Origin of the sequence: Brevundimonas sp. 'scallop', assembly GCF_011045535.1 — a bacterium.
In the GTDB taxonomy this organism is placed as follows: domain Bacteria; phylum Pseudomonadota; class Alphaproteobacteria; order Caulobacterales; family Caulobacteraceae; genus Brevundimonas; species Brevundimonas vesicularis.
The window spans coordinates 1778165-1795264 of record NZ_CP039382.1 but is presented as its reverse complement, the minus strand read 5'-3'; the positions used below and the strand labels follow the sequence as shown (position 1 = coordinate 1795264).

General features: G+C 66.4%; 16 protein-coding genes. 9 read left to right on the top strand and 7 right to left on the bottom strand.

The features are described from left to right. Positions 1-14 precede the first annotated feature (14 nt). A complete protein-coding gene (locus E4341_RS08865; protein ID WP_165116678.1) occupies positions 15-857 on the top strand; it encodes a 3-hydroxybutyrate dehydrogenase in 843 nt (280 codons plus the stop codon). 18 nt (positions 858-875) lie between these two features. After that, positions 876-1943, top strand: coding sequence for a patatin-like phospholipase family protein (locus tag E4341_RS08860; protein WP_165116676.1), 1068 nt, complete (start codon positions 876-878; stop codon positions 1941-1943). Here the strand turns inward: E4341_RS08860 and E4341_RS08855 are convergent. Both E4341_RS08855 and E4341_RS08850 read right to left on the bottom strand, forming a co-directional pair. Next, on the bottom strand, positions 1940-2857 hold the full coding sequence (locus tag E4341_RS08855) for an L-threonylcarbamoyladenylate synthase (protein ID WP_165116674.1): 918 nt from the start codon (positions 2855-2857) through the stop codon (positions 1940-1942). The genes E4341_RS08860 and E4341_RS08855 overlap by 4 nt on opposite strands. After that, a complete protein-coding gene (locus E4341_RS08850) occupies positions 2854-3405 on the bottom strand; it encodes a cytochrome b (protein ID WP_165116673.1) in 552 nt (183 codons plus the stop codon). The genes E4341_RS08855 and E4341_RS08850 overlap by 4 nt, the downstream gene beginning before the upstream one ends. 134 nt (positions 3406-3539) lie before the next feature. Between E4341_RS08850 and E4341_RS08845 the strand changes: the two genes are divergently transcribed. The 5 genes from E4341_RS08845 to E4341_RS08825 all read left to right on the top strand — a co-directional run bounded on the left by E4341_RS08845 (position 3540) and on the right by E4341_RS08825 (position 9974). Then, positions 3540-5324 carry an acyl-CoA dehydrogenase gene (locus tag E4341_RS08845; protein ID WP_165116671.1) on the top strand — a complete coding sequence of 595 codons (1785 nt, stop codon included), beginning with the start codon at positions 3540-3542 and terminating at the stop codon, positions 5322-5324. Positions 5325-5403: 79 nt separating this feature from the next. After that, the gene (locus tag E4341_RS08840) at positions 5404-7623 is read left to right on the top strand and encodes a S9 family peptidase (RefSeq protein WP_165116669.1); all 2220 of its coding nucleotides are present in this window, start codon (positions 5404-5406) and stop codon (positions 7621-7623) included. A gap of 5 nt (positions 7624-7628) precedes the next feature. Beyond that, positions 7629-8186: a GNAT family N-acetyltransferase gene (locus E4341_RS08835; protein ID WP_165118661.1), complete on the top strand. Its 558-nt coding sequence runs from the start codon at positions 7629-7631 to the stop codon at positions 8184-8186. 39 nt (positions 8187-8225) lie between these two features. Further along, a complete protein-coding gene (locus E4341_RS08830; protein WP_066551590.1) occupies positions 8226-8564 on the top strand; it encodes a hypothetical protein in 339 nt (112 codons plus the stop codon). 57 nt (positions 8565-8621) lie between these two features. After that, the gene (locus E4341_RS08825; protein WP_165116667.1) at positions 8622-9974 is read left to right on the top strand and encodes a hypothetical protein; all 1353 of its coding nucleotides are present in this window, start codon (positions 8622-8624) and stop codon (positions 9972-9974) included. 1 nt (position 9975) lies between these two features. Here the strand turns inward: E4341_RS08825 and E4341_RS08820 are convergent, their stop codons facing one another. The 4 genes from E4341_RS08820 to tpiA form a co-directional block, all read right to left on the bottom strand. Further along, the gene (locus tag E4341_RS08820; RefSeq protein WP_165116665.1) at positions 9976-10140 is read right to left on the bottom strand and encodes a hypothetical protein; all 165 of its coding nucleotides are present in this window, start codon (positions 10138-10140) and stop codon (positions 9976-9978) included. A gap of 98 nt (positions 10141-10238) precedes the next feature. Further along, on the bottom strand, positions 10239-11891 hold the full coding sequence (locus tag E4341_RS08815; RefSeq protein WP_066551592.1) for a CTP synthase: 1653 nt from the start codon (positions 11889-11891) through the stop codon (positions 10239-10241). A 122-nt stretch (positions 11892-12013) separates the two neighbouring features. Further along, complete coding sequence (gene secG / locus E4341_RS08810; RefSeq protein WP_017503940.1) at positions 12014-12445, bottom strand: preprotein translocase subunit SecG; 432 nt, start codon at positions 12443-12445, stop codon at positions 12014-12016. A gap of 64 nt (positions 12446-12509) precedes the next feature. Next, entirely contained in the window at positions 12510-13262 is a 753-nt protein-coding gene (gene tpiA / locus E4341_RS08805; protein WP_165116663.1) for a triose-phosphate isomerase, read from the bottom strand. 140 nt (positions 13263-13402) lie between these two features. On the opposite strand from tpiA, the gene E4341_RS08800 reads away from it, so the two are divergent. Together E4341_RS08800 and trpE are read left to right on the top strand one after the other, a co-directional pair. Then, the gene (locus E4341_RS08800; RefSeq protein ID WP_055809141.1) at positions 13403-15310 is read left to right on the top strand and encodes a peptidylprolyl isomerase; all 1908 of its coding nucleotides are present in this window, start codon (positions 13403-13405) and stop codon (positions 15308-15310) included. Then, complete coding sequence (gene trpE / locus E4341_RS08795; RefSeq protein WP_165116661.1) at positions 15307-16824, top strand: anthranilate synthase component I; 1518 nt, start codon at positions 15307-15309, stop codon at positions 16822-16824. Before E4341_RS08800 ends, trpE begins: the two co-directional genes overlap by 4 nt. Here trpE and E4341_RS08790 read toward each other — a convergent pair. Then, positions 16821-17024, bottom strand: a complete 204-nt coding sequence (locus E4341_RS08790; protein ID WP_174085151.1) for a peptidoglycan-binding protein — start codon at positions 17022-17024, stop codon at positions 16821-16823. The two genes, trpE and E4341_RS08790, sit on opposite strands and share 4 nt — an antisense overlap. Positions 17025-17100 lie beyond the last annotated feature (76 nt).

The window sequence follows — 17100 nt, the reverse complement described above, 5'->3', positions numbered from 1 at the left end:
GAAGGGGCGGATTCATGTCGCAAGAGCCTAAGGACTCCACGGGCGCTGACAGTAGGGCGGCTCGCGGTATCGGCGATCTGAAAGGGCAGGTCGCGGTCATCACGGGCTCGACCTCTGGCATCGGCCTGGCTCTCGCGCGCGCCGTGGCGGCAGGCGGCGGTGAAGTCGTTCTGAACGGCCTGGGCGACCCCGCGGAGATCGAGCGCACCCGCGCCGATCTGGAGGCCTCATCCGGCGTTCGCGTCCTCTATCATCCGGCGGACATGACGCGCGGTGACGAAATCGCCGACATGATCGCCTTCGCTGAGCGCGAACTGGGACGCCTGGACATTCTGGTCAACAACGCCGGCATCCAGCACGTCGAATCCGTCGAGAACTTCCCCGCCGACCAGTGGGAGAAGATCATCGCCATCAACCTGTCCTCGGCCTTCTACGCCACGCGCGCGGCGATCCCGACCATGAAAGCGCAGGGGCGCGGCCGGATCATAAACATGGCCTCTGCGCACGGTCTGGTGGCCAGTCCGTTCAAGTCCGCCTATGTGGCGGCAAAGCACGGCGTCATCGGCTTCACCAAGACTGCAGCGCTGGAACTGGCGCGCGACAACATCACCTGCAACGCCATCTGCCCCGGCTTCGTCGAGACTCCGATCGTGACCAAACAGATCGCGGATCAGGCACGCACGCGAAACATGACCGAGGAGCAGGTGCTGACGGACGTGATCCTGGCGGCCCAGCCCACGAAGCGGTTCGTCACGACAGATGAGTTGACCGGCATCTTCCTCTATCTGGTCAGCGACCTCGGCGCCTCGGCCAACGGGGCCAGCTTCTCCATCGACGGCGGCTGGACCGCGCAGTAGCTAAGGAAGGCGGCGGTCATGGCGATTTTTAAGCGCAAGACCGCCGAGGCGGCGGGCTCCGTTCCCGCCTCTCCCGCCCGACGTCCCATCTGCCTTGCACTTCAGGGCGGCGGCGCACACGGCGCCTTCCAATGGGGCGTGCTGGATCGTCTGTTGGAAGACGATCGGCTTGATATTCGCGCGGTGTCCGGCGTCTCAGCGGGAGCGATGAACGGCACGGCCTTGGTGTCGGGCCTAGCGTCAGGGGATGGCCGCGCCGCGTTGGACAAGCTCTGGCGAGAGGTCAACCAGTCCGGCGGTCGCAACGTCTTCGGCGACAGCGCGATCTGGAATGCAGCGCGGACGCCCGACTGGATCAAGGACAACCCATTCTGGCGCGCGGGCGAGACGCTGGCGATGTCGATGAGTCCGTATGAATTCAATCCGCTGAACCATAACCCTCTAAAACGGGTTTTGCAGGCCTCGGTCGATTTCCGCGCCGTCCAGGCATCGGACATCCGGCTTTTCGTCGCCGCCACCGCTGTGCGCCAGGCGAAAGCGCGCATCTTCCAGACGAATGAGATCAACGCCGATGTCCTGATGGCGTCGGCCTGCCTGCCCCATCTGTTTCAAGCCGTAGAGATCGACGGGGAGCCCTATTGGGACGGCGGCTATCTGACCAATCCGCCGCTGTGGCCGTTGACCGGAGATGACACGCCGGACGACGTGCTGTTGATCACACTCAATCCGATGGTGCGCGACGAGACGCCTAAAAGCGCAGGCGACATCGTCGATCGGCTGAACGAGATCGTCTTCAACGCGCCGCTGGTCGCCGAACTGCGCGCCATCGCCCTGGCGGGTGAACTGATCGAACATGGGCAGTTGCGGGGCGGCGGCGCCGGGCCTTATCGGCACGTCCGACTGCACGCGATCGAGGCGGACGGCTGGCTCTCGGACCTGTCGCTGCGATCCAAGTTCAACACCGAATGGGGTTTCCTCAACGACCTGAAGGCGCGGGGACGTGCGGCCGCCGACGATTGGTTGAATGCTTGCCTGGGCAGCGTCGGACGCCAGTCCAGCGTCGATCTTCAGGCCCGCTTCGGCTAGCCGACAAAGCCTGCGGCGCGGAGCAGACGGTCGTTGATGGCTTCACCCAGTCCCATCGTCGGAATCGGCGACACGGCGATACCCGTCGGCCGTGTGCGGTCGGCCTCGCGCAGCAGTCGGAACAGATTGGCGGCGGCTTCGCGCAGGTCGCCCGACGGGCTCAGACTCCAGCGCGGCTCACCGGCGTCAGGGCCAAAGCCGAGCAGGATCTCGCCGTTACGCGCATGTTCGGCCTCGATCCGAACCGGCGCATCCGGCGCATAATGCAGGGTTAGTCGCCCTGGCGAACGATGCCCCTCTACGCCCTCTTCAATGGGACCAACGACCGCCTCGATCTCGGATCGAGTGACGGCGCCGGGACGCAGGAGGGCGACCTGTCCCCCCAGCACCGACACGACTGTGCTTTCCAGACCGACCTGACAAGGCCCGCCATCGACAGCCGCTGAGACTGCAAAGCCGGTCTCCTCGACAGCATCTGTGAAGGTCGTCGGGCTCGGTCGGCCGGAACGATTGGCCGAGGGGGCCACGACCGGGCCGCCGAACCCCGCCAACACTTCCCCCGCCACCGGATGCGCCGGAACACGGATCGCGACGCTGTCCAGTCCGGCGCGCGCCAGGTCGCAGACGCTGCGCGTGTCCAGGATTGGCGTGATCAGGGTGAAGGGTCCGGGCCAGAAGGCGTCCGCCAAGGCAAGTCCGAGCGGGCCGAGCTCGCCAATCTTGGCCGCCGCATCGACATCCACGACATGCGAAATCATCGGATTGAACTTCGGCCGCCCTTTCGCGGCGAAGATGGCGGCGACCGCCTCGGCATTGCTCGCGTCGGCGCCCAGTCCATAAACGGTCTCGGTCGGCAGCAGGATCAGATCGCCGTTCGCCAGCGCCTGAGCGGCTTGCAGCGGCGTTTGGCTCACGGTCGGCGCGGGATGATCGGGATCATCCGGTGCAACACATTGTCCCGATCAATGAACTGATGCTTGAGCGCCGCGATCACATGCAGGGCGATCAAGACATAGAGCCCCTTCACAGCCAGTTCGTGCAGCCCCATCAGGCTGCGCGCCGCTTCACGCCCGCCGCCGACGGGCAAGAGGGGCCAGGAGAAGAGGCCGAACCACTCGATCGCGCGCCCGCCCGCCGACGACGCGAGCCAACCGGTCATCGGAATAACGATCAGGGCCAGGTAGAACAGGACGTGCGTCGCGCGCGCCGCCACCTTCTGCCAGCGCGGCAAGGCTGAGGGCAACGGAATCGCCGGGTTCGCCAGGCGCCATCCGATCCGCGCAAGGGTCAGCACCAGGATCGTCAGACCCAGCGACTTGTGCAGCATGACGAACTGGCCCGAAATCGGCCCTTCCGTATTCTCATGCGCGGTGATCAGCAGAACCTGCGCCAGAACGGCGGCGGCGATGCCCCAGTGCATCAGCAGGGAAACCGTCGAATATCGATTGCGGGGCTCGCCCATGTCTTCCCTTCCGCGACGGCACGGCGTCACCATGCGTTCAGCCACTTTGCACTGAGACGGGGCGCGTCGCCAAGACGCTTGCAGCGACGGGCCCCGACGCGGCACTTAGGCCGCAAAGACGATTGAGGAAACCCATGACCTATCGCGCGCCCGTTCGGGACCTGGCCTTCACTCTGGAATCCGTTGCCGGCATGGCCGACTTGGCCGCAACCGGCGCCTTTCCCGACTATGACGCCGACGTCGCCGGCGCCGTTCTGGAGGCGGCGGGGCAATTCTCCGAAGAGGTGCTGGCCCCGCTGAACCGGATTGGGGATCAGAAGGGCTCGACCTACGCCAACGGCGCCGTCACCGCCGCGCCTGGATTCGCCGACGCCTATCGCCAGTTCGCGGCCGGCGGCTGGACCGGGCTGTCGGCCTCGACAGAAGCGGGCGGACAGGCCCTGCCCAAGGCGCTGGAACTGGCGGCTTATGAGACCGTCCATGCCGCCAACATGGCGTTCGGCCTGTGCCCCATGCTGTCGCTGGCCTCGATCGAGGCGCTGGAGCAGGTCGGAACGGAAGAGCAGAAGGCCAAATATCTGACCAAGCTGGTCAGCGGCGAATGGACCGGCGCCATGGTGCTGACCGAGCCGGGCGCCGGATCGGACCTGGGTTCGCTGATCACCACGGCGACGCCGAACGGCGACGGGACGTATGCGCTGAACGGGCAGAAGATCTACATCACGTGGGGCGACCACGACGCGACCGACAATATCATTCATCTCGTGCTGGCTCGCCTGCCGGATGCACCCAAGGGCCCCAAGGGCATCAGCCTGTTTCTGGCGTCGAAGTTTGCGGTGAAGGAAGACGGCACGCTGGGCGACCGTAACGCCTTCCGCCCCGTCGGCGTCGAGCACAAGCTGGGCATCCACGCCTCGCCGACCTGCGTCATGAGCTATGAGGGGGCGACCGCCGAACTGGTCGGTCAGCCGAACCAGGGCCTTGCCCATATGTTCGTGATGATGAACGCGGCGCGCCTGGCGGTCGGCGTCGAGGGCGTCGGCATCGCCGAACGCGCCTATCAGCACGCTCTCGCCTATGCCTTGGACCGTCGCCAGGGTCGTTCGGTCTGGACCGGCGAGGCCAACGCCCCGATCTTCGACCATCCCGACGTGCGCCGCATGCTCAGCGTCATGAAGGCCAAGATCTCGGCGGCGCGCGCCGTGTGCCTGTCGACCGGCGTCGCCGCCGATTTGGCCCGGCACGCCGGGACCGACGAGGAACGTCGCCATTGGAAGGGACGCGAGGACCTGTTCACGCCGATCGCCAAGGCCTGGTCCACCGATATCGGCTGCGAGGTCGCCTCGATGGGCGTCCAGATCCATGGCGGCATGGGCTTCATCGAGGAGACCGGCGCGGCGCAATACTATCGCGACGCCCGCATCGCCCCGATCTACGAAGGCACCAACGGCATTCAGGCCATGGATCTGGTCGGTCGCAAACTGTCGATGGACGGCGGCGATGCGGCCAAGGCGCTGATCGCGGACATGAAGGCGACGCTGGTCGATCTCGGAAAGCTCTACAGCGGCAAGCCGGTCGAACGGTTCGCCACCGCCATCGAGGCCGTCGAGGACGCGACCCTGTGGCTGCTGGATCAGAAGGCCGATCCCAACGCGGCGGCCGATGTGCTGGCGGCGGCCGACGCCTATCTGAAACTGCTGGGCGATGTGGCCGGCGGTTGGATGCTGGCCAAGGGCGCGCTTGCGGCCAAGGCGAAGCTGGACGGCGGCGACGGCGATTCGGCGTGGCTGCAGGGCAAGCTGGACCTCTACGAAGTCTATGCCGCCAATGTTCTGGGCCATGTCTCAAGCCGTCTGGCGGCCGTGGGTCAGGGCGGAGACCTACTGAAACGCATGACGGTCGAGGCCCTCGCCGGCTAAGGCCGCGGCGTTTCTTCATTTGACGTTCGGCGCCCGCCGCGCCCACACTTTGCGCCTGAGCTATCAAGGGGAGCGTCGGATGAATCGTCGGCAACTGATCATGTCCACGGCGGCGACCGCCCTCGCCGTCTCGGCCTCCCCCGCGCTCGCCCGTCAGTCCACCGGATCCCCCATGCCTCAACCGCCCGTCGCCAAGAAAATTCCTGTCGTCATCGAACAGCTGGGCCGCACCCGCACCGACGACTATCAGTGGATGAAGGACGACAATTGGCAGGCGGTCCTGCGCGATCCGACCCTGATCAAGGCCGAGGTCAAGGACCACCTGACCGCCGAGAACGCCTACCGCGAGGCCATGATGGCCTCCACCCTGCCCTTGCAGGAGACGATGTTCGCCGAGATGCGCGGCCGCATCAAGGAAGACGACAGTTCCGTTCCTGCGCCGGACGGCGGCTGGAACTACTACGTCGAATATCAGACCGGCGATCAGCACCCCCGCTACATGCGCGTCGAGCGTCAGGGCACGTGGATGGTCGATGGTCAGCCGGTGACGAAAAACTTCGTCATGGCGCCTACGCCTCAACTGCTGCTGGACGCCAACGAACTGGCCAAGGGCAAGGCCTATTCGGAAGTATCGGCCGCGAGCCACAGCCCGGATCACACCCTGTTCGCCTATGCCGAGGACGCCCAAGGTTCCGAGGTTCACAAAATTTACGTCAAGGATCTGGCGAGCGGCGAGGTGCTGCCCGAGGTGATCGACAGCGCCACCGGCGACTTCGTCTTCTCGCCGGACAGCCAGTGGATCTTCTGGACCAACCGCGACGACAACGGCCGTCCGGACAAGATCTTCCGTCGCCCGGCGCGCGGCGGCGAAACCACCCTGGTCTATGAGGAAGCCGACGACGGCATGTTCATCGGCGTGGGGCGCACCGCCGACGACCAGTTCATCGTCATCGGTATCCAGAACCAGGAAACGTCGGAGGCGCGCTACATCCCCGCGGCGACTCCGACGGCCGAACCCGTCGTGCTGGAGCCGCGCGTGGTGGCGACCCGCTACGACGTCGATCACTGGGGCGACCGCTGGGTGATCCGCACCAATGCGGACGAGGCCATCGATTTCAAGATCGTCCAGGCTCCGACCGCGACGCCGGCCAAGGCGAACTGGACCGATCTGGTGCCGCACACGCCAGGCCGCTTCATCGAAGGTCTGGACCTGACCAACGCCCATCTGGCGCGTCAGGAACGTGCAGACGCCAATACGCGCATCATCATCCGCGACCGGGCCGGCGCCGAGCATGAGATCGCGGTGGACGAACCGGCCTTCGCCCTGTCGCTGGCCGGCGCCTCCGAATACGAGACGACGACCACCCGCTACACCTACAACTCGCCGTCCACGCCGACGCAAACGTTCGACTACGACATGGCGTCGCGCGAGCGGACCCTGCGCAAGACGCAGCAGATTCCGTCCGGTCACAACATCGAAGATTATGTGGTCGAACGGCTGAACGCCCCGGCAGCCGATGGTCAGCTGGTGCCGGTGACGGTGCTGCGTCGCAAATCGACGCCCGTCGACGGTTCGGCGCCCCTGCTGCTCTACGGATACGGGTCCTACGGCATCCCCATGCCGGCCAGTTTCTCGGCCAACCGACTGTCGCTGGTGGACCGCGGCTGGATCTACGCCATAGCCCATATTCGTGGCGGGTCCGACAAGGGTTGGGGCTGGTTCCTCGACGCCCGGAAGATGACGAAGAAGAACACCTTCACCGACTTCATCGCTTCCGCCGAACACCTGATCGACAAGAAGTACGCCACGGCCGGAAACATTGTCGCTCAGGGCGGATCTGCCGGTGGGCTCTTGATGGGTGCGGTCAACAACATGCGGCCCGACCTGTGGGCCGGGATCATCGGTCAGGTGCCGTTCGTGGACGTGATCAACACCATGAGCGACACCTCCCTGCCGCTGACGCCGCCCGAATGGCCCGAGTGGGGCAATCCGATCGAGGACCCGGCCGCCTACGATTACATGATGAGCTACAGCCCCTACGATCAGGTCGAGCCGAAAGCCTATCCGGCGGTGCTGGCGACGGGCGGCCTGTCCGATCCGCGCGTCACCTACTGGGAGCCGGAGAAGTGGGTGGCCAAACTTCGGCCCGCAACCACCTCGGGCAAGCCTGTGCTGTTGAAGATCAACATGGAGGCCGGTCACGGGGGCGCGGCCGGGCGGTTCGACTATCTGAAGGAGGTCGCCCACGACTACGCCTTCGCCGTCTGGGCTATCGACAAGGGCTGGGAGCAAACGTGAGCGAACTGACGGTTCGCGACGCTTGTTCCAACGACACCGCCGCAATCACGGCCATCTATGCCGAGAGCGTCGCGAATGGACGCGGCACCTTCGAACTGGAGGCGCCGGACGAGACCGAGATGGCGTCGCGTCTGGCCGCCGTCGCGGCCCTGGGCCTGCCGCGCCTTGTGGTCGAGATCGACGGCGCGGTCGCCGGATACGCCTATGCCGGGCCGTTTCGCACGCGTCAGGCCTATCGCTACATGGTCGAGGACTCGATCTACGTCGCGCCATGGGCCAGGGGACGCGGTGTCGCCGGCGCCCTGCTCGATGCGTTGATCGTTCGGTGCGAAGCGATGGGTCTTCGTCAGATGGTCGCGGTCATCGGTGATGCAGAAAACGTCGGCTCAATCGCCCTGCACCGCACGCGCGGCTTCACCGACGCCGGCGTGTTCAAGGCGGCCGGCTGGAAGCACGACGACTGGCGCGACGTGGTGTTCATGCAGCGGGCGCTGGGCGATGGCGGCGCCACTGCGGCCGACGCGGCGGGTCTGCCGCTTGTCGACAAGAAGCCGCCGCGCTGACGCATTGCGACGCCGTGACCCGACGCCTATCCTGACGCCGTGAAGATCGTTCAATCCCTGTTGCTGTTGTTCGGCGCCCTGTCGGTGCTGGCGCTCGGCGCGGTCGGCGCCTCGGCGTCGCCGGCGACCGCCGCGCCCTGCCATCAGACGGGCCATGAGACAGGCCAGTCTTCGCCTGACCAGACCCCGAACCATACGCCCAAGGCCATGAAGACTATGATCTGCTGCGTCGCCTGCGTGGCGACGCCGACGTTGGATCCTGCTCCCATGTCCGGCCCAACTCTTTCCCCGTCGCGCGTCGCCGCGGTTCCGTCCGCCTTTCCGACCGGTCAACTGCTGACGCCCGAACCCGGACCACCCCGCCTCCTGATCGTCTGACACACCTCGCGCCTCTCGCAAGGCGCACTCCGTCACGATCATCAGAGGAGGCCTTGAATGGCTATCCGTACTCTCGTCGGCGCCTGCGCCGGCGTTTCCCTGCTCGCCTTGGCTCAGGCCGCGGCGGCGCAGGATCACTCGCACCACGCGTCGACCAAGCCCCCTGCCGACCCGCACGCGGGCCACGGCATGCCGATGTCATCGACCGAACCGATGACCGATCACGCCAGCATAAATCACACGATGACCAGCCCCTATGGCCCCTGGCCCATGAGCCGCGACGCCTCAGGCACCGGTTGGCAACCCGATGCGGGCGAGCACGGCGGCATCCACACCGTCCGTGGCGAATGGATGGTGATGACCCACGCCATGCTGAACCTGGTCTATGACACCCAGTCCAGACCGCGCGGCGGCGACAAGACCTTCGTGGCCGGCATGTTGATGACCTCGGCGCGCCGTGACTTCGACGACGGTTCGACGCTGAACCTACGCGCGATGCTCAGCCCCGACCCGCTGATGGGCAAATCCGGCTATCCGCTGCTTCTCGCGGCGGGCGAGACAGCGGACGGGGTCAATCCTCTGGTCGATCGCCAGCATCCGCATGATCTGTTCATGGAGCTGTCGGCCAGCTATTCGAAGCGCCTGTCCGACAAGGACAGCGTCTATGGCTATATCGGCCTGCCGGGCGAGCCCGCCTTCGGCCCGCCCGCCTTCATGCATCGCATGAGCGCGATGGACAGTCCCGAGGCGCCGATCACCCACCACTGGCTGGATTCGACCCATATCGTCTTCGGCGTGACCACCCTGGGCTGGGCGCACGACCGCTTCAAGATCGAGACCTCGGCCTTCAAGGGTCGCGAGCCGGACGAGGAGCGCTGGGGCATCGATTCGCCACGGCTGGACAGTTGGTCCGTTCGCGCCGCCTGGAATCCGAGCGAGGACTGGTCGCTGCAAGCCTCCTACGCCGATGTCTCTGCGCCTGAACAGCTCGAGCCCGACGAGGACGAGACGAAATGGTCGGCCAGCGCCATCCACACCCGCCGTCTGGGCGATGACGGGTGGTGGTCCTCGACCCTGGCTTGGGGCCGAAAGACCAACGATCACGGCGGATCGAAGGACGGCTGGTTGCTGGAAACGGCGGTCCATCCCAACGACCGCTGGACGGTCTTCGCCCGTGCCGAGCGGATCGAGACGGATGAACTGGTTCCCGGCGTCGGCGGCGGGCACGGCCCGCTTTACACGGTGGGGAAGGCGTCGGTCGGCGTGGTCCGCGACTGGCGGATCGTCGAACACGTCCGGTTCGGCCTCGGCGGGCTCTATGCCATGAATCGCGTGCCGACGGCGTTGGAGCCGCTCTACGGCGGCGATCCTGACGGGGCGATGCTGTTCGTGCGGGTGAAGATCGACTGATCTAGCTCAAGGCCTGTCCGGCTTCGGCCGGGCGGGCCGGCGGCTGGTCAAGAAGCCGCAGCGCTTCGTAGCCGACCAGAACCACGCCGAGCACGAGCATCAGCGCTCCGGCGATCAGCACCAGGCGCACGTGCCGGTGCAGGTGATAAAGCAACTCGCCGATCATCGACGGTCCCGCCGCATTCGGATCGTGCCAATTCGATCCGTTCCAAACAGTCTACTGCAAAACGTGGACCCGATGGAGTCTGTGAGAACCGCGTTCCGTCAGACCAGGCGGCTTTGCACCACCGCCGCGCCGATGAAGCTGGCGAACAGGGGGTGCGGCGCGAACGGACGGCTCTTCAACTCGGGGTGATACTGAACGCCGATGAACCAGGGGTGGTCCGGGCGTTCGACGGTTTCGGGCAGGACGCCGTCAGGCGAGAGACCGGCGAAGACCAGTCCGCCCTTCTGCTCGATCGCCTCGCGATAGTTGATGTTGACCTCGTAGCGGTGGCGGTGACGCTCGCTGATCGCGGTCGAGCCGTAGATCTCGGCGATCTTGGACCCGGCTGTCAGGGTCGAATCATAGGCGCCGAGCCGCATGGTGCCGCCCAAGTCGCCGCCCTGCTGACGCAGGACGCGTTGGTTGCCCTGGGTCCATTCGGTCATAAGGCCGACGACCGGCTCGGCGGTTGGGCCGAACTCGGTGGACGAGGCCTTGGGATAGCCGGCCAGATTCCGCGCAGCCTCGATCACCGCCATCTGCATGCCGAAGCAGATGCCGAAATAGGGGATGTTGCGCTCACGGGCGAAGCGGGCCGCCTCGATCTTGCCTTCCGAACCGCGCTCGCCGAAGCCGCCGGGCACCAAGACGGCGTGCGCGCCTTGCAGCCGCTCCTCGCAGGCCTCGGGATCGCCTTCGAAGGTGTCGGCCTCGACCCAGTCGATGTTGACCTTGACGTTGTTGGCCACGCCGCCGTGATGCAGGGCCTCGATCAGCGACTTATAGGCATCCTTCAGGACGGTGTATTTGCCGACCACGGCGATGGTCACCTCGCCGTCGGGCTGCAGGCGGCGACGCGCGATCTCTTGCCAGCCGGTCAGATCCGGCTCGGGCGCGTCGTTTATGCCGAAGTGCGCCAGGACCTCGCGGTCCAGACCCTCGCGGTGATAGTCCAGCGGCACGGCATAGATGTCGGCGGAGTCCATTGCTTGAATGACGCCGCTTTCGCGCACGTTGCAGAACTGGCCGATCTTGCGCTTTTCCTCAGCCGGGATCGGCTGCTCGCAGCGGCACAGCAGGATGTCCGGCTGAATGCCGATGGAGCGCAGTTCCTTGACCGAGTGCTGGGTCGGCTTGGTCTTCATCTCGCCGGCCGTCTTGATGAACGGCAGCAGCGTCAGATGGACAAAGCAACTCTGGCCGCGCGGCAGGTCCTGCCCCAACTGGCGGATCGCCTCAAAGAAGGGCAGGCCCTCAATGTCGCCGACCGTGCCGCCGATCTCGACCAGCACGAAGTCGACGTCTTCGCCCGCGTCGGTCAGGGCGGGCGTCAGGCAGAAGGACTTGATCTGGTCGGTCACGTGCGGAATGACCTGCACGGTGGCGCCCAGATAGTCGCCGCGACGCTCTTTCTCCAGAATGGTCGAATAGATCCGGCCGGTCGTGATGTTGTCGGACTTGGCCGCCGATACGCCGGTGAACCGCTCATAGTGGCCCAGGTCCAGGTCGGTCTCGGCGCCGTCGTCGGTCACGAAGACCTCGCCGTGCTGATACGGGCTCATCGTGCCCGGATCGACATTCAGATAGGGGTCGAGCTTGCGCAGGCGGACCTTGTAGCCGCGCGCCTGCAAAAGAGCGCCGAGAGCGGCGGAGGCGAGGCCTTTTCCTAGCGAGGAAACCACGCCGCCGGTGATGAACACATAGCGAGCCATGGGGGGACACCTTACTCCATGATTCGCGGCTCGGTCATGCCGCCGTCGAATCGAACTGTTGATCAAAAGAAGAAAGCGCGCCCTGCGGCGCGCTTTCGGAAACTCGGGTCTCTGTCGGAGCCCTATTGGGCGGGCTGTTGAGCCGGCGCCGGAGCGGTGGAGGCCGACGGCAGGCTGGCTTCCAGATCATCCAGCGAGGGCGTCGCCGGTTTGGCCGGCGCAGCAGGCTGCTGCTGGGCGGGTTGCTGCGTCTGGGTCTGCGGCGTCGTGGCCAGCGAACCCACAGCGTCGGCGTCGATGCCGGACACCGAGGCGCGGTCCATATTGCCGACGACCGTCAGAATAATCGTCAGGGCGAACAGCGCGGCCGCCAGCCACCAGGTGGTGACGGTCAGAAGATTGCCTGCGCCGCGTGCGGTCATGAAGCCCGACGGACCGCCGCCCATGCCCAGGGCGCCGCCCTCGGACTTCTGAAGCAGGACGATGCCCGTCAGCGCGATGGCGACGATGATGATGGCGACGAGCAGGATGGTCTGGAGCATGGCGTCATTCATGTGGGCGCGGATCTGCGCCGATCAAGCGGCGGCCTCTATCATCGAAGCGCGCCCGGGGCAAACGTCACGCGGCGGCGTTGACGATCGGCATGAAGTCCTCGGCCTTCAAGGACGCGCCGCCGACCAGCGCGCCGCCGACTTCCGGCGTAGCCAGAATGTCGCGCGCATTGTCCGGTTTGACCGAACCGCCATACAGAATGGGCGCGGTGCGAGCGCCTTCTCCCAGCTTTGCGACGATGGCGGCGCGCACGGCGGCATGGACCTCGGCGATCTGATCCAGAGTGGGGGTCAGGCCCGTCCCGATGGCCCAAACGGGTTCATAGGCCACCGCGAAGTCGCGCTCGGCCAAGCTGGACGGCAGCGAGCCCGCGACCTGGCCCGACACCACGGCGATGGCGTCGCCCGCTTCCCGCTGCTGCAAGGTTTCACCGACGCACACGATGGGCTCCAGTCCGGCAGCGATGGCGGCCTCGACCTTGGCGGCGACGTCCGCATCGGTCTCGCCGAAAGCCGAGCGGCGTTCGGAATGCCCCAGAATTACCCCGGTCGCGCCGGCGTCGGCCAGCATTTCGGCCGACACCGAGCCGGTAAAGGCGCCGGCAGGCTTCTCATGGCAGTCCTGACCGCCCACCGCCACGTCGCTGCCCGCCAGGGCCGACCTCATACGCTCGATCAGCGTCGCCGGCGGGCACAGCACCACACGGCATCCTTTCCCCGTCGTTCCGACGGCGTCCCCTATGGCCTCAGCCTGCGCCAAGGCGGCCGATACGCCGTTCATCTTCCAATTGCCGACGATCATCTTCACGGATTGTTTCATGGCCGCCTGTCTAGAAGGCGAAAACCGCCAAGCCAAGAGGCGCCGCCGCAATCCGGACACGAAGCCATCCTTGCAGCGGCGGCCCCGCCCCGACTATACGCGACGATTGACGCCAATATCGGCCAGTCCCGGGTTTTCGAATGCTCACCGCCTTCCGCGCCTTCTCTCGATCCAAATGGGCGGCCGCCCTGCTTGTCCTGATCGCGATCAGCTTCGTGATCGTCGGCGCGCGGATGGACGTCTTCTCCAACCTTGGACCGAAACACGTCATCGACGCGGGCGACCGCTCGATGAACGAAGTCGAGTTCCGCACGGCTTTCGATCAGGTGCGTGAACGGCTGCAGCAGCAGGTCGGCCGTCCCCTGACGAACCAGGAGCTGGTTGCGGAAAACATTCACGTCCGCTTCCTGACCGAGCAGACGCAGCAGCTGGGCTTCCTGAATTGGGCCTACAAGGCGGGCATCCGCCCGGGCAAGGAACTGATCGTCAAGCAGATCCGCCAGATCCCGGCCTTCTTCAACTCGGTCACCGGACAGTTCGACCAGCAGGCCTATGAGGCGGCGCTTGCGCAGCAGAACCTGACGCCCGCCATGCTGGAGCAGGACCTGCGCGACCAATACGCGACGGAACATTTCGGCGCCGCCGTCTTCGCCGGCGCGCGCGTGCCGCGCATCTATGGCGCGCTGCTGGCCGGTTCCGCCTTCGAAAGCCGCGACGGTCGTTGGTTCGAGGTTACCCCCGCGATGGCCGGTCAGATCCCCGCCCCGACTGACGCCCAGTTGAACGCCTTCATCCAGGAGAACGCCGACCGTCTGCGCGCGCCCGAGTTCCGCATGGTGTCGGTGGTTCTGTTTACGCCTGAGGCTTCGGCCAATGCGCCGATCTCGGAAGACCGCATCCGCGAGCGCTTCGAGTTTAAGAAGGATACGTTGAGCAAGCCCGAGACGCGCTCGTTCGTCACCCTGACCGCGCCGAACCGCGAGACGGCCCAGAAGATCGCCGCCGCTCTGCGCGCGGGCCAATCGCCCGCCGACGTCGGTCGCGCCAACAACATCACGCCAGCCGCCTTCAACGAGACCCCTCGCTCGGCCATCGGCGACGCGGCGACCGCAGCCGCCGTCTTCGGCCTGCAAGCCAATCAGGTGTCCAACCCGGTTCAGGCCGGTGTCGGCTTCGCGGTCGCCAAGGTCACGGCCGTTCAACCCGCCGCGCCCGCCACGCTGGACAGCGCTCGTGAGGAGCTGATCCAGGAACTGCGCGCCGAGGACGTGAAGACCCAGACCTACGCCAAGGTCGAGAAGTACGAAGCCGCCCGCACGGCCGGTAAGAACCTGGCTGACGCGGCGCGTGAGGCCGGCGGTCGCGTCGTCGATCTGCCGCCCTTCACCAAGGACGGCAAGCTGCCGAACGGTCAGGCGCTGAACGCCCCGCCGCAAATCTTCGAGACGGCCTGGAGCCTGACCAAGGGCGGCGAAAGCGACGTCATCGACGCCGGTCAGGGCCAGTATTTCGCCGTGCGCGTCAACGACATCCGCCCGTCGGCCCTGCCGACCCTGGCAGAGGTGCGTGAGCCCCTGGCCGCCCAATGGATCCAGCGGGAGACCATGCGTCGCCTGTCGGCCAAGGCCGAAGAGCTGACGACCCGCGTGCGCAATGGCGAGGACATCGCCGCGGTCGCCCGCTCGGTCAATGCGCCGCTGACCGTGCGCACCGGCGTCATCCGCAATCAGCAAACCCAGGAAGCCCTGGGTCAGGGCGTGCTTCAGGGTCTGTTCGGCCAGTCCAAGGGCCAGGCCTTCTCGCAGCCGGCGTCGCAGACCGCCTATGTGGTCGGCCGCGTCGACAACGTCCGCGCCGCCAATCCGGCCGTGGCCGGACCGCTGGCCGAGCAGGTCCGCCCGCGCCTGACCCAGGAGTTGGTGCAGGCGATGGTCGAATCGTCGGTCTCGGCGGGCGCTCAGCGCTCCAAGGCCAAGAACGACCCGGCCCAGGCGCTGTCGGCCCTGGGTCTGTCGGGTGGCGCAACGCCCGCCGCACCGGCGCAATGACCGACGACGCTTCGCGCGACATCACGATCGACGCCTTCGCGGCCGGCCTTTCGGCTGGTCGGCCGCAGGTCCTGGTTCGCCGGATTATCGACGACCTGGAAACCCCGGTCTCGGCCTATCTAAAGCTGGGGCGCGATCGGCCGTACGCCTGTCTGCTGGAATCGGTCGAGGGCGGTGCCGTCAAGGGACGCTATTCCATCCTGACGCTGGATCCCGATGTGGTCTGGCGTTGTCGATCCAACGCGGCGGAACTGTCGCGCGGCTCAGCCATAGCGGAGGGTCGCTTTACCGCCGAACCGCTGCCGGCGCTGCAATCCCTGCGCGCGCTGATCGCGGCGTCGAAGTTCGATCTGCCGGCGGGACTGCCGCCGATGGCCGCCGGCCTGTTCGGCGTCTTCGGCTATGACATGGTGCGACTGCTGGAGCCGCTGGGCGCGCCAAACCCTGACCCGCTCGATCTGCCCGACGCCGTGCTGACACGGCCGTCGCTGGTGGCCATCTTCGATTCGGTTTGCCACGAGATCGTTCTGGTGTCGGCCGCCTATCCCGACGCCGGAATCTCCCCGCAAGAGGCGTTCGACGCCGCGACGGCGCGGCTGGACGCGTTCGAGACCGCCTTGCGCGCCCCCCTGCCCGTCCGCGCCGCTCCACAGCAAACGCGGGCTCCCGTCTTCACTTCGCCGGTGGACGAGCCAGCCTTCGGCGAGATGGTCGCCAAAGCCAAGGACTATATCGGCGCCGGCGACATCTTCCAGGTTGTCCTCAGCCACCGATTCTCCGCGCCTTGGACTGACGATCCGTTCGCCTTCTATCGCTCGCTGCGTCGCCAGAACCCGTCGCCCTATCTGTTCTATCTGAACTTCGAAGGCTTCCAGCTCGCCGGCTCCAGCCCCGAGATCCTGGTTCGGCTGAAGGACGGCGAGGTCACGATCCGGCCGCTGGCCGGCACCCGCATGCGCGGCGCGACGCCAGAAGCGGACAAGGCGCTGGAAGTCGAGCTGCTAGCTGATCCCAAGGAGCTGGCCGAGCACCTGATGCTGCTGGACCTGGGCCGCAACGATGTCGGGCGCGTCGCGGCGCCCGGCACGGTCGAAGTCACCGAGAGCTTCGTCGTCGAGCGCTACAGCCAGGTCATGCACATCGTCTCCAACGTGCGCGGCAAGGCCGATCCGAGGCTGGATGCGGTGGACACGCTGCTGGCCGCTCTTCCCGCCGGCACCCTGTCGGGCGCGCCCAAGGTGCGCGCGATGGAGATCATCGACGAACTGGAAAGCGAAAAGCGCGGCGTCGGTTATGGCGGCGGCGTCGGCTATATTTCGGCTGGCGGCGAGGCGGACATCTGCATCACCCTGCGCACCGCCCTTTTCGCCGACGATCGGATCTTCGTTCAGGCCGGGGCCGGCGTCGTCGCCGACAGCGATCCTGCGGCCGAATATGCCGAGACCCAGCACAAGGCGCGGGCGCCGATGCGGGCGGCGGAAGACGCCTGGCGCTTTCGCACCGGCAATCGCTAGCGCGAAATCGTCATTACCGGGTCGTTGAACTGCACGCCCGGCCCGATGATGACGACGCCCGCCATCAAAACCGCTGCGGTGGCCGCGAGCGCGGCTGCGCCAAGCGCGGCGACGGGGTTGGGCTTGGTTTCGACCACGACCAGCTTCGCCTTTGCGGCGGCAATCTTGGCGGCGATGTCTTTTTCAGCGGCGAGTTTCACCCGCCCAGTCCTAGTCCCGCCGAGTTAAAATGCGCTTTAAGGCCGCGCCCGCTTGGCGCGGACGCGCGTCACGCCT

Coding starts and splice junctions, on each gene's coding strand:
- E4341_RS08865 (WP_165116678.1), top strand. CDS start 15: ATGTCGCAAGAGCCTAAGGACTCCACGGGCGCTGACAGTAGGGCGGCT.
- E4341_RS08860 (WP_165116676.1), top strand. CDS start 876: ATGGCGATTTTTAAGCGCAAGACCGCCGAGGCGGCGGGCTCCGTTCCC.
- E4341_RS08850 (WP_165116673.1), bottom strand. CDS start 3,405: ATGGGCGAGCCCCGCAATCGATATTCGACGGTTTCCCTGCTGATGCAC.
- E4341_RS08845 (WP_165116671.1), top strand. CDS start 3,540: ATGACCTATCGCGCGCCCGTTCGGGACCTGGCCTTCACTCTGGAATCC.
- E4341_RS08840 (WP_165116669.1), top strand. CDS start 5,404: ATGAATCGTCGGCAACTGATCATGTCCACGGCGGCGACCGCCCTCGCC.
- E4341_RS08825 (WP_165116667.1), top strand. CDS start 8,622: ATGGCTATCCGTACTCTCGTCGGCGCCTGCGCCGGCGTTTCCCTGCTC.
- E4341_RS08820 (WP_165116665.1), bottom strand. CDS start 10,140: ATGATCGGCGAGTTGCTTTATCACCTGCACCGGCACGTGCGCCTGGTG.
- E4341_RS08815 (WP_066551592.1), bottom strand. CDS start 11,891: ATGGCTCGCTATGTGTTCATCACCGGCGGCGTGGTTTCCTCGCTAGGA.
- secG (WP_017503940.1), bottom strand. CDS start 12,445: ATGAATGACGCCATGCTCCAGACCATCCTGCTCGTCGCCATCATCATC.
- tpiA (WP_165116663.1), bottom strand. CDS start 13,262: ATGAAACAATCCGTGAAGATGATCGTCGGCAATTGGAAGATGAACGGC.
- E4341_RS08800 (WP_055809141.1), top strand. CDS start 13,403: ATGCTCACCGCCTTCCGCGCCTTCTCTCGATCCAAATGGGCGGCCGCC.
- trpE (WP_165116661.1), top strand. CDS start 15,307: ATGACCGACGACGCTTCGCGCGACATCACGATCGACGCCTTCGCGGCC.